This is a genomic window from Bacillus sp. FJAT-27001 (assembly GCF_019039175.1).
GTDB classification, from domain to species: domain Bacteria; phylum Bacillota; class Bacilli; order Bacillales; family Bacillaceae; genus Bacillus; species Bacillus velezensis.
This window is the reverse complement of the sequence record NZ_JAHOAA010000010.1, coordinates 46,111-59,702: the sequence shown is the minus strand read 5'-3', so window position 1 is coordinate 59,702 and position 13,592 is coordinate 46,111. Positions and strand designations below refer to the sequence as shown.

At 45.0% G+C, this 13,592-nt stretch carries 20 protein-coding genes and 1 pseudogene; 3 read left to right on the top strand and 18 right to left on the bottom strand.

Annotation, left to right across the window (positions count from 1 at the left end):
* Positions 1 to 230 precede the first annotated feature (230 nt).
* Positions 231 to 995: a polysaccharide deacetylase family sporulation protein PdaB gene (pdaB, locus tag BGM27_RS19135; protein ID WP_007410421.1), complete on the top strand. Its 765-nt coding sequence runs from the start codon at positions 231 to 233 to the stop codon at positions 993 to 995.
* Here the strand turns inward: pdaB and kbaA are convergent, their stop codons facing one another.
* Positions 996 to 1,592, bottom strand: coding sequence for a KinB-signaling pathway activation protein (kbaA, locus tag BGM27_RS19130; protein ID WP_007410420.1), 597 nt, complete (start codon positions 1,590 to 1,592; stop codon positions 996 to 998).
* A 107-nt stretch (positions 1,593 to 1,699) separates the two neighbouring features.
* Between kbaA and gerD the strand changes: the two genes are divergently transcribed.
* Positions 1,700 to 2,257, top strand: coding sequence for a spore germination lipoprotein GerD (gene gerD, locus BGM27_RS19125; RefSeq protein ID WP_007410419.1), 558 nt, complete (start codon positions 1,700 to 1,702; stop codon positions 2,255 to 2,257).
* A gap of 32 nt (positions 2,258 to 2,289) precedes the next feature.
* On the opposite strand, the gene BGM27_RS19120 is transcribed toward gerD, so the two are convergent.
* The 3 genes from BGM27_RS19120 to BGM27_RS19110 all read right to left on the bottom strand — a co-directional run bounded on the left by BGM27_RS19120 (position 2,290) and on the right by BGM27_RS19110 (position 4,639).
* Positions 2,290 to 3,342, bottom strand: a complete 1,053-nt coding sequence (locus BGM27_RS19120; RefSeq protein ID WP_007410418.1) for an Mrp/NBP35 family ATP-binding protein — start codon at positions 3,340 to 3,342, stop codon at positions 2,290 to 2,292.
* Positions 3,343 to 3,421: 79 nt separating this feature from the next.
* Positions 3,422 to 4,135, bottom strand: a complete 714-nt coding sequence (cwlD, locus tag BGM27_RS19115) for an N-acetylmuramoyl-L-alanine amidase CwlD (protein WP_007410417.1) — start codon at positions 4,133 to 4,135, stop codon at positions 3,422 to 3,424.
* A 60-nt stretch (positions 4,136 to 4,195) separates the two neighbouring features.
* Entirely contained in the window at positions 4,196 to 4,639 is a 444-nt protein-coding gene (locus BGM27_RS19110) for a DUF2521 family protein (RefSeq protein ID WP_007410416.1), read from the bottom strand.
* 130 nt (positions 4,640 to 4,769) lie between these two features.
* Here BGM27_RS19110 and BGM27_RS19105 point away from each other — a divergent pair, with 130 nt between their 5' ends.
* Positions 4,770 to 5,243: a DinB family protein gene (locus BGM27_RS19105; protein ID WP_007410415.1), complete on the top strand. Its 474-nt coding sequence runs from the start codon at positions 4,770 to 4,772 to the stop codon at positions 5,241 to 5,243.
* 13 nt (positions 5,244 to 5,256) lie between these two features.
* Here the strand turns inward: BGM27_RS19105 and BGM27_RS19100 are convergent, their stop codons facing one another.
* From BGM27_RS19100 to BGM27_RS20655, 14 genes and pseudogenes are all read right to left on the bottom strand, one after another.
* Entirely contained in the window at positions 5,257 to 6,024 is a 768-nt protein-coding gene (locus BGM27_RS19100) for a class I SAM-dependent methyltransferase (protein WP_007410414.1), read from the bottom strand.
* 137 nt (positions 6,025 to 6,161) lie between these two features.
* Positions 6,162 to 6,554 (bottom strand): 30S ribosomal protein S9, encoded by a 393-nt coding sequence (gene rpsI / locus BGM27_RS19095; RefSeq protein ID WP_003225846.1) that lies wholly within the window; start codon positions 6,552 to 6,554, stop codon positions 6,162 to 6,164.
* A 20-nt stretch (positions 6,555 to 6,574) separates the two neighbouring features.
* Positions 6,575 to 7,012 (bottom strand): 50S ribosomal protein L13, encoded by a 438-nt coding sequence (rplM, locus tag BGM27_RS19090; RefSeq protein WP_003225844.1) that lies wholly within the window; start codon positions 7,010 to 7,012, stop codon positions 6,575 to 6,577.
* Positions 7,013 to 7,171: 159 nt separating this feature from the next.
* Entirely contained in the window at positions 7,172 to 7,915 is a 744-nt protein-coding gene (gene truA / locus BGM27_RS19085; RefSeq protein WP_007410413.1) for a tRNA pseudouridine(38-40) synthase TruA, read from the bottom strand.
* A gap of 12 nt (positions 7,916 to 7,927) precedes the next feature.
* On the bottom strand, positions 7,928 to 8,725 hold the full coding sequence (locus tag BGM27_RS19080; RefSeq protein WP_007410412.1) for an energy-coupling factor transporter transmembrane component T family protein: 798 nt from the start codon (positions 8,723 to 8,725) through the stop codon (positions 7,928 to 7,930).
* The gene (locus BGM27_RS19075; protein ID WP_007410411.1) at positions 8,722 to 9,591 is read right to left on the bottom strand and encodes an energy-coupling factor ABC transporter ATP-binding protein; all 870 of its coding nucleotides are present in this window, start codon (positions 9,589 to 9,591) and stop codon (positions 8,722 to 8,724) included. The genes BGM27_RS19080 and BGM27_RS19075 overlap by 4 nt, the downstream gene beginning before the upstream one ends.
* Complete coding sequence (locus BGM27_RS19070; protein WP_007410410.1) at positions 9,567 to 10,412, bottom strand: energy-coupling factor ABC transporter ATP-binding protein; 846 nt, start codon at positions 10,410 to 10,412, stop codon at positions 9,567 to 9,569. Before BGM27_RS19070 ends, BGM27_RS19075 begins: the two co-directional genes overlap by 25 nt.
* Positions 10,413 to 10,543: 131 nt before the next feature.
* On the bottom strand, positions 10,544 to 10,906 hold the full coding sequence (gene rplQ, locus BGM27_RS19065; protein ID WP_003156550.1) for a 50S ribosomal protein L17: 363 nt from the start codon (positions 10,904 to 10,906) through the stop codon (positions 10,544 to 10,546).
* A 77-nt stretch (positions 10,907 to 10,983) separates the two neighbouring features.
* A complete protein-coding gene (locus BGM27_RS19060; protein ID WP_003156549.1) occupies positions 10,984 to 11,928 on the bottom strand; it encodes a DNA-directed RNA polymerase subunit alpha in 945 nt (314 codons plus the stop codon).
* 176 nt (positions 11,929 to 12,104) lie between these two features.
* A complete protein-coding gene (rpsK, locus tag BGM27_RS19055) occupies positions 12,105 to 12,500 on the bottom strand; it encodes a 30S ribosomal protein S11 (protein ID WP_007410409.1) in 396 nt (131 codons plus the stop codon).
* A gap of 20 nt (positions 12,501 to 12,520) precedes the next feature.
* Positions 12,521 to 12,886: a 30S ribosomal protein S13 gene (gene rpsM / locus BGM27_RS19050; RefSeq protein WP_003156545.1), complete on the bottom strand. Its 366-nt coding sequence runs from the start codon at positions 12,884 to 12,886 to the stop codon at positions 12,521 to 12,523.
* Positions 12,887 to 12,908: 22 nt separating this feature from the next.
* Positions 12,909 to 13,022: a 50S ribosomal protein L36 gene (gene rpmJ, locus BGM27_RS19045; RefSeq protein WP_003156543.1), complete on the bottom strand. Its 114-nt coding sequence runs from the start codon at positions 13,020 to 13,022 to the stop codon at positions 12,909 to 12,911.
* Positions 13,023 to 13,055: 33 nt separating this feature from the next.
* Entirely contained in the window at positions 13,056 to 13,274 is a 219-nt protein-coding gene (infA, locus tag BGM27_RS19040; protein ID WP_003156508.1) for a translation initiation factor IF-1, read from the bottom strand.
* Positions 13,252 to 13,576, bottom strand: a pseudogene (locus BGM27_RS20655) (KOW domain-containing RNA-binding protein). The gene infA and the pseudogene BGM27_RS20655 overlap by 23 nt, the downstream one beginning before the upstream one ends.
* Positions 13,577 to 13,592: the final 16 nt, after the last annotated feature.

Below are 13,592 nucleotides of genomic sequence, written 5' to 3'. Positions count from 1 at the left end.
GCTTTATTATCTTACCACTCAGCTTCTTTTATGTCAACAACTTTTTTTACGTTGTTTCCGAAGCTTTTTGTTGTTGTCTGCTGTTCATCAGCGACGTTTAATAATATACCACGCATTCGTTGAATTTAGCAAGTGTTTTTTTCGTTTTTTTTAAAACGTATTTCGTTATATTCATCTCCGCCGCGGCATACGATGTAATCAAGCATGGACAAGATAAGGAGGCGTCATCAGTGAATCACTTCTACGTGTGGCACATCAGAAGGATAAAACAGCTGCTTATTATTATCATTGCCGCATTTGCAGCAGCCAGCTTTTTTTATATACAGAGAGCCGTCCCCCTTCCTGTATTTTTAACTGATAGCGGCCCAAAGGCTATTTCAAAAGGGGAGACGAGAGCGGGGGAAGTCGCATTAACATTCGATATCAGCTGGGGCGATGAAAAGGCGGTTCCGATTCTGAACGCGCTAAAAGCAAACGGTATTAAAAACGCTACTTTTTTTCTATCAGCTTCTTGGGCGGAACGGCACCCGGACACAGTTGAACGTATGGTAAAAGACGGACATCAAATCGGCAGCATGGGATATGCGTATAAGAATTATACCAACCTAGAGGACAATGAAATAAAAAAAGATATCCTCCGGGCCCAGACCGCATTTAAAAAGCTGGGTGTGAAGAATGTTCATTTACTCCGCCCGCCGACCGGACAATTTAATAAAAAGGTTCTTACCATTGCACAGCAGTACCACTATTCAGTGGTTCATTACAGTGTTAACTCGCAGGATTGGACAAATCCCGGCCCTGATAAAATCATTGAAAATGTAAACAGTCATATAAAAGGCGGCGACATTGTCCTGCTGCACGCATCTGATTCAGCAACACAGACTGAAGAAGCGCTCCCCGCCATCATTCACAATTTAAAGCAAAAAGGACTGAAAAACGTGACCGTCGGCGACCTGATCGCAAATACTGACGTCAAGTCATCAGAAGTGAAATAATTACCTCTGGGCAAACTTCGGCAGCATTAACAGCTGAAACGCATTGCAGCCCATCAGCGGAATCAGCATCAAATAAAGCCAGTCCTCATTATTCACTCGTAGCGCAGGAACCCATTCAAGCGCTGTAATAACGACCATTAAAAATAATGATGAAACGAACGTATTTTTTGAGGACTGCTTTTGTTTTATATACGCCGTCAACAGGCCGACGGCAAGCAGAGCCAGCGGCAGCCAGACAAACCCCGCAATCGAGTCATCCCGCTCTCCGAAAAACAAAAATCTGACGTACATTAAATCAAAAGCGACAAACAGAATGATAAACAGCTGAAGCAGATTCCAAAGCGAGCTTGATCTGAGAATTTCAAGGGCAAACCGGTGCACCGTCAGAAAAACGAAGAATCCCATCTGGCTGATCACACTGAAAATCATGCCCACCCCGATAAACCAGATCAGAACAGAGAAAATCTGACCGGCCTCAAAATTCAGAAAGAACCCCTTGTACTCCCCCCACTTCAGAGCAAATCCCACGACGCTTGTAATAAGAGCGCCCACAGCTAAAATCGAAAAGAAAAATCGAACAAGCCCGCGGCTTTTCATCTCTTATTCATCCCCCTGACAATCGCGTTCAGCGATATTTTGTTATGTATAAATCCATTCCGATGAATCATATTAAAAATAAGTACAAGTAAGGAAGGAGCTTATGCATGTCAAAAGCCAAAACGCTATTGATAAGCTGTTTTGTTTTATTATCTGTAACAGCTTGTGCTCCAAAAGACCAAGCAGCGGATATGGATTATGACCAGACTAAAAAAATGGTTGTTGATATATTAAAGACCGATGATGGAAAAAAGGCAATTAAGGAAATATTAAATGATGATGCGATGAATGAGGCATTGGTGATTGATCAAAATGCCATTAAAGGCACAATAGAGAAAACCCTCACCTCTAAAAAAGGGGCGGAGTTCTGGAAAACCATTTTTGAAGACTCAAAATTCGCCGAGAGCTTTGCAAAAACTCTTCAGCCCGAGCATGAAAAAATCATAAAAAAACTGATGAAAGACCCTGATTATCAGAAAAGTTTTATGCAGATCATGCAGGACCCCGGCATGGATAAAAAATACTATGAGCTGGTGAAAAGCCAAAAGTTCCGCAGTTACTTAGAAGATGTAATTACAGAGACACTTTCCAGCCCGCTTTTCAAAAAGCAATTCGAGGATGAATTGAAAAAAGCAGCTTCAAGCTCTGAAAAAGAAAGCCAATAAAAGGCCGGGCCGTGTTGATCCCGGCCCCTTTTTTATTCAGCTGTTTTTTCAATGACTTTCTGGGCGATCCCCATATAAATTTCCCCGATCGGATGACTTCTGTCATAGACAGAAGGCGCAAACTGATCCTTGTCCCAATCAGGCTGTTTTAAAGGAATTCTGCCAAGCAGCGGCACTTGCAATTCCTCTGCAAGCTTATCTCCCCCGCCTTGACCGAACACATATTCTCTCTCGCCGGTTTTTGCACTTTCATAGTAAGCCATATTTTCAATGACCCCTACAACTTCATGATCGGTCTTAATCGCCATAGAACCCGCTCTCGCCGCTACAAATGCGGCTGTAGGGTGCGGCGTTGATACGATAATCTCTTTGCAGCTCGGAAGCATCGTGTGTACATCGAGCGCCACATCACCAGTGCCGGGCGGCAGATCAAGAACGATATAGTCAACCTCTCCCCAGTCAACTTCATGGAAGAAGTTATTCAGCATCTTGCCCAGCATCGGCCCTCTCCACACAACCGGAGCGTTTTCTTCGACGAAAAAGCCCATCGACATAACCTTTACTCCAAATCTTTCGACAGGAAGCAGTTTTTCTCCTTCTACTGTCGGGCGAACTGTAATACCCATCATGTCCGGCACGCTGAATCCGTATATATCCGCATCGATCAAGCCGACTTTTTTTCCGAGCCGCGCAAGAGAAATGGCCAGGTTGACGGAAACCGTTGATTTGCCGACACCGCCTTTTCCGCTTGCCACCGCAAGAAAGACCGGCGGATGTTTCCTATTCAGCAGGGTTTCGCTTTCAGCAGCCGGCCGGCTGAATTTCGCCAATGTTTCTTCCGGCAGCTCTTCAAACCGCAGTCCCACAGTTTCCGCACCCGCTTCTTTCAGAACGGATACGATTTCCTGCTGAATACCCATCTGTTCAGCCGTCCCCGTTTTTGCCAATGCAATTTTCACACTGACATGCCGTTTTTCCGGCTTGATCTTTACTTCTTTAATGGCATCCAATTCTCCCAGCGGTCTATGAAGAAAAGGTTCGCGCATGTTTCCGACTATATTTCTTACTTCATCTTCTCTTATCATCGAACCCTCACCCTTTGTGTATTCGTTTACAAATGGTATTATACCATATATTAAACATAGAATCGGCGAAAAACCCTCCTTACTCGGGAGGGTCTCCTTTCTCTGTGAAGTATCTCAATACGCCCTTATACACGGAAGAAGCGATTTTGTCCTGATATTTGGGCTGGCCGAGCCTTTTCGCTTCCGCGGGATTGGACAGAAATCCGATCTCCACCAGCGCGCCCGGTTTGGTTACATTCTGCATTAAGTAAATGCCGTGTATCCGTTTCGCCTTTCTCGTTGTATTCTCCAAATTGATTCTCAATTCGTCCTGTATATATTTTGCCACTTTTTCATTTTCTTCGTATTTTCCATAGTAGAAGCTTTGGGCGCCGCTCCATCTCGGTGACGGTATGGCGTTCAGATGAATGCTGATATAAAGCTCCGCCTCTGAACGGTTGATGATTTCCACGCGCTTTCTCAGATCTTCCGCTTTGCGTCTGCTGTAGCCTTTCGTCCCTTCAGGAGCTAAATCAGTATCCGTCTCCCGCGTCATAATGACCAAAGCTCCCTGCTCCTGCAAATAGTCTCTGACCCTGGAGGCCACTTCGAGAGTAATGTCCTTTTCAAGGTGACTGCCTCCCGTGGCGCCTCCGTCCGGCCCGCCGTGTCCCGGATCGAGATAGATGATTTTCCCGCTCAGCGGCAGACTCCACGGCCGCCAGGAATCATCATTATGGAATTGAAACCGGAATAAACACAATAATATGATAAAGCCAAGTAAAAAACCGAGCCATTTCAGCTTTTTTGTCATACCTTTCCCTCCCGCTTGTCCCCGTTATTAATAAGTATGGGACAAGGGAAGAAATTATGATTACCTCATGCGGAGCTTACATTGTTTTTCTCTTTGCAGAAATCCTTCCGTCCACCAGCTGTTGATAAACCGGCAGGACGCTTCATAGATTTCTTTTTGTTCAACGGAAGAATATTGCTCATGCGTCCAATTGCAAAGATATTCAAAAAAATCGACCGTCAGTTCTTCCTCTTCTTCAGCCGAACGGGCGTTTGCCCTCTGCAAGGACTCACCATAATAGCCAAAGACGCCGAACCGGCCGCCTAATAAATACGCTTCAATTGCAAAATCTATGCATCCTTCACTCAGAATGCCGTTTTCGTCTTGAAGAAAGGGAAACAAAGGGGTAAGACATGCTTTTACGGACTGAATGATCTGCGTCAGTGACAGCTCCTTTAGTAAACTCTTCTCAAGCTCAAAATCCTTCTGCCGTTTCACGTCTGAAAAAGATAATACTTCTGCCATTGCCAGCCACGCTCCTTTTTACTGTTATTTTGAAAGGAAAAGGGAAAAAGCATGCTTTGTTGATAGTGGAAATCCTCCCAAATGAAGGAGTTTTATGTTAACTGGAAGAAGAAAGAGCTGAGGTGACGTGATGAAAAAGCTGTTTCAATACAATTGGACGGTGCGTGACGAGTGGTTTATGATATGTGAAAAGCTGAGCCGGGAGGAACTGACGAAAACCCGGACGGGCGGAATGGAGAGCATCTTGCGGACTTTATTTCATATCATTGATGTCGAGATCAGCTGGGCTCGTGCCATTTTAGGTAAAGATGATGTTTTACCTGCTGAGTCTGACTATACAAGCATTCAGGATCTCAGAAAGCTGTCTGAACAGTATCGGGAGGATGTCATTCATGCGGTCTCCCTCAAAGGACCGGATCTTGTTAAGCCGGACTGGATGGACCAAACCTTTCCTAAAGAAGATATTCTCCGCCACATCCTTGCGCATGAGATTCACCATATGGGACAACTGTCGGTTTGGGCCAGAGACATTGGAATAGAACCGGTTTCGGCTAATGTGATCAGCCGTCCGCAGGAAAAAGCCGCAAAAAAACAGCACCTCTGACGGGATGCCGTTTTTATATTTTAATGCTTCTTGTTACGGAGTATGTATTAATGTATTCATCCAGCACGAGGCCGCCTTTGTCCTCGTAAAAACCGGCAACCATGAAGCCTGCGTCAATCTGACCTTTAATTTGATCCTCCAGCGTATGGCCGAATTCAAGCGCTTCATGATTATCAATAAGTTCCTTTACCTTTTTCTTACTCAGATCTTTTTCATCCGAAAACGGAATGGAATACTTTACTTTTAGTACGCCTTCCTGCTCTAAATCCATATCAAATAAGAACACGACGGGATTTACAAAACCGGAGACTAAAGACCCGCCTTTTTTCAATACGCGATGAGCTTCTTTCCATACCGGAAGAACCGTATCAACAAAGCAATTCGATACCGGGTGCACGATAAAATCAAATGACTCATCATCAAAACAGCTCAGATCATTCATGCTGCCTTTTACAGTCCGAAGCGTAAGATCGTCCCGCTCGGCAACCATTCTGTCTTGCGCAAGCTGTTTTTCCGAATTGTCAAAGATGGTCACGTCCGCTCCTGCAGCAGCAAGGACCGGCCCTTGCTGTCCTCCTCCTGAAGCGAGACAAAGAACCTTCAGACCGTCTATGGGCGGAAACCAATCCGCCGGCACATCTTTTCCGGGGGTCATTCTGATGCTCCAATTGCCTTTTTTCGCTTCACCAATCGTATGAGAATCAACCGCAACCGTCCATTCATTGCCTGTTTCGACTTTTTTATCCCATGCCTTGCTGTTATGTATGACTAACTTATTCATTATAACTGCGCTCCTTATTGGTAATGAATAGAGTATAACAAACAATTCTAGAAAAACATCGGATAACCTCTTGAATATGAGAAAAAAATACAAAAAAACCACAACCAAGAAGTTGTGGTTTTTGCCATCCAAAACGATTAACGTTTTGAGAACTGAGGTGCACGACGAGCGCCTTTAAGACCGTATTTTTTACGTTCTTTCATACGAGCGTCACGAGTCAGAAGACCAGCACGTTTAAGTGTTGCACGGTATTCTGGATCTGCTTCAAGCAAAGCACGAGCGATACCATGACGGATTGCTCCAGCTTGACCAGATAAGCCGCCTCCATGTACGTTTACTAAAACATCATAAGTACCAGCTGTTTCAGTTAAAGTTAATGGTTGTTTGATATCTTCGATTAGAGCTGGAGATGGAATGTGCTCGCTGATTTCACGATTATTAACGACGATACGACCTTCACCTGGAACTAAGCGCACACGCGCTACAGAACTTTTACGACGGCCAGTACCGTAATATTGAACCTGTGCCAAATTGGTAACCTCCTTTTTAATTAACCGCGAAGTTCGTAAACTTCAGGTTTTTGTGCTTCATGTGGATGCTCAGAACCACGGTATACGTTCAATTTCTTGAACATTTGACGACCTAGAGAACCTTTTGGAAGCATGCCTTTGATAGCAAGCTCAAGCATTTTCTCAGGGTAGTTTGTACGCATTTCAAGAGCAGTTCTTGATTTTAATCCGCCTGGATGTTGAGTGTGACGGTAGTAGATTTTGTCAGTTAACTTTTTACCAGTTAACTCGATTTTTTCAGCGTTGATGATGATCACATGATCTCCAGTATCAACGTGCGGTGTGTAAGTCGGTTTGTGTTTCCCGCGAAGGATAGATGCAACTTCTGTAGAAAGACGTCCTAAAGTCTTGCCTGCTGCATCAACAACTAACCACTTGCGTTCAATAGTACTTGCGTTAGCCATAGGTGTTGTACGCATTGAATTTCCCTCCTAAATGATCTGTCATTTTCAATAATCTTCGATTACGTTCTATTTCACAACACAATAAGTTCCGGGGCTTATCGTGGGGTTGAAATACATACCATATGATATCTTATAACTTTATGCAGACTCTGTCAAGAAAATGTTACACCTGGTTTAGTTGTCATAGCAAACGCTCCATAAATACAGCCCGTGCCCCGGTGCGGTGCGCCCCGCGGCTTCACGATCCTTCGCTTCGAGCATTGCTTTTACATCATCGGGAGAAAATTTTCCAGCTCCTGTATCCAATAACGTTCCGGCAATGATTCTGACCATATTATAGAGAAAACCGTTTCCGGTGATCCGCATCTGCAGGCCGTCTCCGGTCTCAGTCCAATCCAGCTCGTAAATCGTTCTGACTTTATCCTGAACCGCGGTATCAGCCGCGCAAAAGCTTGTGAAATCATGTGTCCCGACGAGGTGCCTTGAAGCTTCCCTCATTTTCTGCACATTAAGCTGATATGCAAAATGGTAAGCGTAATGTCGTTTAAATACGTCCGGGTGTTTCTCCGTATATACAAAGTAGCGATATTCCTTTTGGACCGCGCTAAATCGTGCATGGAACCCATCATCCGCAATCTCTGCTGTTTTGACGGCAATATCATCAGGCAGCAGGGCATTGAGCGCAAACGGCCATTTCTCAGCCGGGATGGACAGCGGCGTATCAAAATGAATGACCTGTCCGGCAGCATGAACATCGCTGTCCGTGCGGCCGGATGAGTACACAGGCACTCTGCCGTCCGTTTTATGGATGACGGCCAGCGCTTTTTCCAATTCACTTTGAACGGTCCGTTTTCCAGGCTGAACCTGATATCCGTTAAATAAATGCCCGTCATAAGCAATGGTACATTTCACTCTCATTCAGCAGCACCTCTAACTTCTTAAGAAAAACAATAACACGGCTAATACCATGATGAGCAGAATAGCTCCGGTATCCTTTCCGGTCCAGACGAGCTTTCTGTATTTCGTTCTCCCCTCACCGCCCTGGTAGCCTCTCGCCTCCATGGCGACCGCGAGCTCTTCCGCGCGTTTAAAGGCGCTGACAAACAGCGGGACAAGCAGCGGAACAACCGCTTTGATTCTGTCTTTCACCGGGCCGCTTGTAAAGTCCGCACCCCTCGCCATTTGCGCCTTCATGATTTTATCTGTCTCTTCCATCAATGTCGGGATAAATCGCAATGATATCGACATCATCAATGCGAGTTCGTGTACGGGCAGCTTCACCTTTTTAAAAGGATTCAGGAGCTGCTCCATTCCATCCGTTATTTCAATCGGCGTTGTTGTCAGCGTCAGCAGCGTCGTCATAAAGATAAGGTAAACGAAACGGAGGGAGATAAAAATACCCTGTATAAGTCCGCCCTCATACACTTTAAACCAGCCAAGCTGAAAAATGACAGATCCTTCATGCGTCATGAAAATGTGTAATAAAAAGGTAAACGCCACAATCCAGATAATCGGCTTAAGCCCCTTCAGCAAAAAGCTGAACGGCACGCGAGTCAAGGCGATCACCCCGAATGTAAACAAACCGAGCAAAGCATACGTCTGTACGTTGTTTGCCAAAAAGACGATACATACAAAAAGAAAAATGCTGACAAGTTTTGTTCGCGGGTCCAATCGGTGAATAAGCGATGATCCGGGAACATACTTTCCGATAATCATGCTGTCCATCATTGGTCCTTTTCCTCCTGAAAGAAAGCCTTAATTTCACTGGCGGCATCCTGCAGGGTCAGCATGGGTTTTTCATACTTGACTCCGAGAGCCTTCTCAAGCCGTCTCTGAAACTTCACCGATTCAGGAAGATCCAGTCCCATTTCGGCCATCTCTTCACCTTTTACAAACAAGTCACGCGGACTCCCCGTCGCTTTAATGGTTCCTTTGTGCATGACGATCATTTCGTCAGCGTAGCGGGCGGCGTCCTCCATGCTGTGGGTGACGAGAACGGTAGTCAGGTTTCCCCGCTGATGAAGCGCATAGAACATGTCCATAATGTCCTGGCGCCCTCTCGGATCAAGACCGGCCGTCGGTTCATCCAAAACCAGCACTTCCGGCTCCATCGCGAGAACGCCGGCAATCGCCACTCTGCGCATCTGGCCGCCGCTGAGCTCAAATGGTGAACGATCCAAAATGTCTTCCGGAAGGCCCACAAGCCCCAGCATTTCTTTTGCTTTCCGTTCAGCGTCTTCTTTTTTTACACCGAAATTCATCGGTCCGAATGCGATGTCCTTCAGCACAGTCTCTTCAAACAGCTGATGTTCGGGAAATTGGAAAACGATTCCGACTTTTTTTCGCAAAGTCTTAAGGTCTTTATTCTTTTTACCGACTGCCAGAATCGTGCTCCCGAGTTCAAGCTGTCCTTTAGTCGGTTTCAGCAAACCGTTTAAATGCTGCAGGAGCGTCGATTTGCCCGACCCTGTATGCCCGATGACGGCAACGTAGCTGCCCTCTTTTATCACGGCATTGATATCATACAGAGCCAGCCGTTCAAACGGTGTCTTCATTTGATAGCGGTGTTCTACATCTTTGATTTTAATGTCCACAGCTCATTCACCAGCCCTTCCTGAGTCAGATGGTTTTTCGTTAACGCCAGTCCGCTTTCTTTCAAAAGCAGGCTGAGCTGGAATGAGAAAGGCAAATCAAGACCGATGCGAACCAAGTCTTCGTTTAATTTAAAAATCTCTTCAGGCGTGCCCTCTGCATATTTCCTGCCGCCGTTCATCACAATGATCCTGTCCGCCCTTGCGGCTTCTTCCAGGTCATGTGTTATCGAAATGACGGTGGCCATGCCCTGATCTTTTAAGCGTCTGACAGTATCAAGGACTTCTTCTCTCCCAATCGGGTCAAGCATGGATGTCGCTTCATCCAAAATCATAATATCAGGACGCGCGGCAATAATCCCCGCGATCGCCACTCTTTGTTTTTGACCTCCGGAGAGATGGTGCGGCTCTTGATCAAGAAAATCCTGCATATTGACTTGTGTGACAGCCCAATCTACTCTCTCAATCATTTCTTCGCGCGGAACACCATTGTTTTCTAAACCAAAAGCCACATCATCGCGAACAGTCGTTCCGACAAATTGGTTATCGGGATTCTGAAAGACCATCCCTATTTTTTTTCGCACATCCCACACGGTATCCTCAGTCAGTTTGATGCCGCCGACTTCAATTTCTCCGGCCTCGGGCAAAATCAGCCCGTTCAGCGCTCTGGCCAAAGTCGACTTCCCTGAACCGTTGTGGCCTACGATAGAAAGCCATTCTCCTTCGTATACCTCCAGACTCACACCGTCCAGCGCCGGTCTTTCTGCATCTTTGCGGTAACGGAATAGAATGTCTTTTACGGATATAAGCTGTTTTTGATCCACGGGCGCCTGACCTCCTCTCAGCTATAGCTCTGCTTTTCTGTCTCATGATAAAAAGTTCTGATATCTAAAAAAAGGGCATAGATCCAGTTAGAAACTGTCCCGCCCTTCTTTAGATACACAAAAATATGTGATTAAACCAATTCGATGATTGCCATTGGTGCACCGTCACCACGGCGAGGACCAAGCTTCATAATACGTGTGTATCCGCCTTGGCGCTCCTCGTAACGAGTTGCAATGTCAGAGAATAATTTTTGAAGTGCATCTTGGTTATTTTCTTCATTAGCAACCTCGTTGCGAATGTATGCAGCTGCTTGACGACGAGCATGCAAGTCACCGCGCTTACCAAGAGTGATCATCTTTTCAACAACAGAGCGAAGTTCTTTCGCACGTGTTTCAGTTGTTTCAATTCTTTCGTTGATGATCAAATCTGTTGTAAGATCACGAAGCATAGCTTTACGCTGTGAACTCGTACGTCCTAGTTTTCTGTATGACATGTGATGTCCCCTCCTTTAATGGAATGCTGTTTCTAAATAAAAAACACACGAAAATCCTAGTTCACATGGAAACTAGATCAATCGTCTTTGCGAAGGCCGAGTCCAAGTTCTTCTAGTTTCGCTTTCACTTCTTCAAGTGATTTGCGTCCCAGGTTGCGAACTTTCATCATATCTTCTTCCGTCTTGTTCGCAAGTTCTTGAACCGTGTTAATGCCCGCACGCTTCAAGCAGTTGTAAGAACGGACAGAAAGATCAAGTTCCTCAATCGTCATTTCAAGAACTTTTTCTTTTTGATCCTCTTCTTTTTCAACCATGATTTCAGCATGCTGAGCTTCGTCAGTTAAACCGACGAATATATTAAGGTGTTCAGTTAAAATCTTTGAACCGAGAGCAATTGCTTCCTTCGGTCCAGTGCTTCCGTCAGTCCAAACATCAAGTGTAAGTTTGTCATAGTTTGCAACCTGGCCTACACGAGTGTTTTCTACCTGATAAGATAAACGAGAAACTGGCGTAAAGATTGAATCGATCGGAATCACGCCGATTGGCTGATCGTCTCTTTTGTTCGAATCAGCAGGTGTATACCCACGCCCTCTTTGTGCAGTAAGGCGAACTCGGAAACTCGCATTCTCACCAAGAGTCGCAATATGAAGATCCGGATTAAGGATTTCAACATCGCTGTCGTGTGTAATATCAGCTGCTGTGACAGTTCCTTCGCCCTGTACATCAATTTCAAGCGTCTTCTCTTCATCAGAGTAGATTTTCAATGCAAGCTTTTTAATGTGCAAGATTATCGTTGTAACATCTTCCACAACGCCTTCGATTGTCGAGAATTCGTGCAGTACACCATCTATCTGGATCGATGTTACAGCGGCACCAGGGAGTGAGGATAAGAGGATACGACGTAAGGAGTTACCCAGAGTTGTACCATATCCACGCTCAAGCGGCTCTACGACAAACTTACCAAATTTGGCATCGTCGCTGATTTCAACCGTTTCGATTTTTGGTTTTTCAATCTCGATCATTACTTAAAACCCTCCTTCAAAACGTCGAAACCTCGAATAGAATCATATGAGATTCCATCCGAAATTCCCCATTGTTTAGTCCCGTATGTGCTCAGGCAACGAGTCGGTGCATTCGTTTCATAAATAACTGTATCATAACCCATTATTGACAGGGACACAAAATCTATACAAACAAATTACACGCGGCGACGTTTTGGTGGACGGCATCCATTATGAGGAACAGGAGTTACGTCTCTGATAGCTGTAACTTCAAGTCCGGCAGCTTGTAAAGCACGGATTGCAGCTTCACGGCCAGAACCTGGTCCTTTAACAGTTACTTCAAGAGTTTTAAGTCCGTGTTCGATTGAACCTTTAGCAGCTGTTTCAGCAGCCATTTGCGCAGCAAAAGGAGTAGATTTACGAGAACCTCTGAATCCTAGAGCTCCGGCACTTGACCAAGAAAGAGCATTACCATGAGTATCAGTGATCGTAACGATCGTGTTGTTGAAAGTTGAACGAATATGAGCGATTCCTGACTCAATATTCTTTTTCACGCGACGTTTACGCGTGTTTTGTTTACGAGCAGCAGCCATTGTTTAGGTACCTCCCTTACTTATTTTTTCTTGTTAGCTACAGTACGACGCGGACCTTTACGAGTACGCGCATTGTTTTTAGAGTTTTGTCCGCGAACAGGCAAACCTCTGCGATGGCGGATTCCGCGGTAGCTTCCGATTTCGATCAGACGCTTGATGTTAAGAGAAACTTCACGGCGAAGGTCACCTTCTACTTTCAGTTTGTCAATAACATCACGGATTTTACCAAGTTCTTCTTCAGTAAGATCACGCACACGAGTATCTTCAGAAACACCAGCCTCTTTCAAGACTTGCTGAGCCGTTGTGCGGCCAATTCCGAAGACATATGTTAAAGAAATAACAACACGTTTGTCACGTGGGATATCTACACCAGCAATACGAGCCATTCTCTGGGCACCTCCTTATTAATTATCCTTGTTTTTGTTTATGCTTTGGATTTTCACAGATCACCATTACTTTTCCTTTTCTGCGAATAACTTTACATTTCTCGCAGATTGGTTTAACTGATGGTCTCACTTTCATGTGTTTCCAACCTCCTTCAGTTTCCGGAGTGCTTTATTTGTAACGGTACGTAATCCTGCCACGAGTTAAGTCATATGGAGATAATTCTACCGTAACTTTGTCTCCAGGTAAAATGCGAATGAAGTGCATGCGGATTTTACCAGATACGTGAGCCAAAACCGTATGGCCATTTTCGAGTTCAACTTTGAACATCGCGTTTGGCAGTGTTTCGACAATCGTACCTTCCACTTCAATTACATCGTCTTTCGCCATTCAAGTGTTCTCCCTTCTTCAAATCAGTAACTTGCTCTCTGACAAATTTCAAAAGAGAAAATCTCAGTTATCCGTTTGTCACACGCCCTGTTTCGTTTATACTGTTCTGAACTTCCGGAGATACGCAATCATAAAGGGTGAATGATTGATATTCTTTTTCTAAGGAGAATGAAATGTACGCTTTTCTCCGTCTGCTTTAGTACACGATGATGAATCTTCATTCCGATGACAGCAGCTAGCCGGTTCTTCTTCCGACCAATTGTAAACCTACAATCTGCCCAGGTGCGGAATGAAAAACATATGTCATGGAATTCATTT

Bases quoted from the DNA above. Each gene is read 5' to 3' on its own strand.
- rplQ (WP_003156550.1), bottom strand. From the start codon at position 10,906: ATGTCATACAGAAAACTAGGACGTACGAGTTCACAGCGTAAAGCTATG.
- BGM27_RS19110 (WP_007410416.1), bottom strand. From the start codon at position 4,639: ATGGCAGAAGTATTATCTTTTTCAGACGTGAAACGGCAGAAGGATTTT.
- truA (WP_007410413.1), bottom strand. From the start codon at position 7,915: ATGAGAGTGAAATGTACCATTGCTTATGACGGGCATTTATTTAACGGA.
- BGM27_RS19120 (WP_007410418.1), bottom strand. From the start codon at position 3,342: ATGATAAGAGAAGATGAAGTAAGAAATATAGTCGGAAACATGCGCGAA.
- BGM27_RS19100 (WP_007410414.1), bottom strand. From the start codon at position 6,024: ATGAATAAGTTAGTCATACATAACAGCAAGGCATGGGATAAAAAAGTC.
- rpsM (WP_003156545.1), bottom strand. From the start codon at position 12,886: ATGGCTCGTATTGCTGGTGTAGATATCCCACGTGACAAACGTGTTGTT.
- BGM27_RS19060 (WP_003156549.1), bottom strand. From the start codon at position 11,928: ATGATCGAGATTGAAAAACCAAAAATCGAAACGGTTGAAATCAGCGAC.
- cwlD (WP_007410417.1), bottom strand. From the start codon at position 4,135: ATGACAAAAAAGCTGAAATGGCTCGGTTTTTTACTTGGCTTTATCATA.
- infA (WP_003156508.1), bottom strand. From the start codon at position 13,274: ATGGCGAAAGACGATGTAATTGAAGTGGAAGGTACGATTGTCGAAACA.
- kbaA (WP_007410420.1), bottom strand. From the start codon at position 1,592: ATGAAAAGCCGCGGGCTTGTTCGATTTTTCTTTTCGATTTTAGCTGTG.
- BGM27_RS19080 (WP_007410412.1), bottom strand. From the start codon at position 8,725: ATGATGGACAGCATGATTATCGGAAAGTATGTTCCCGGATCATCGCTT.
- gerD (WP_007410419.1), top strand. From the start codon at position 1,700: ATGTCAAAAGCCAAAACGCTATTGATAAGCTGTTTTGTTTTATTATCT.
- rpmJ (WP_003156543.1), bottom strand. From the start codon at position 13,022: ATGAAAGTGAGACCATCAGTTAAACCAATCTGCGAGAAATGTAAAGTT.
- rpsK (WP_007410409.1), bottom strand. From the start codon at position 12,500: ATGGCTGCTGCTCGTAAACAAAACACGCGTAAACGTCGCGTGAAAAAG.
- BGM27_RS19105 (WP_007410415.1), top strand. From the start codon at position 4,770: ATGAAAAAGCTGTTTCAATACAATTGGACGGTGCGTGACGAGTGGTTT.
- rplM (WP_003225844.1), bottom strand. From the start codon at position 7,012: ATGCGTACAACACCTATGGCTAACGCAAGTACTATTGAACGCAAGTGG.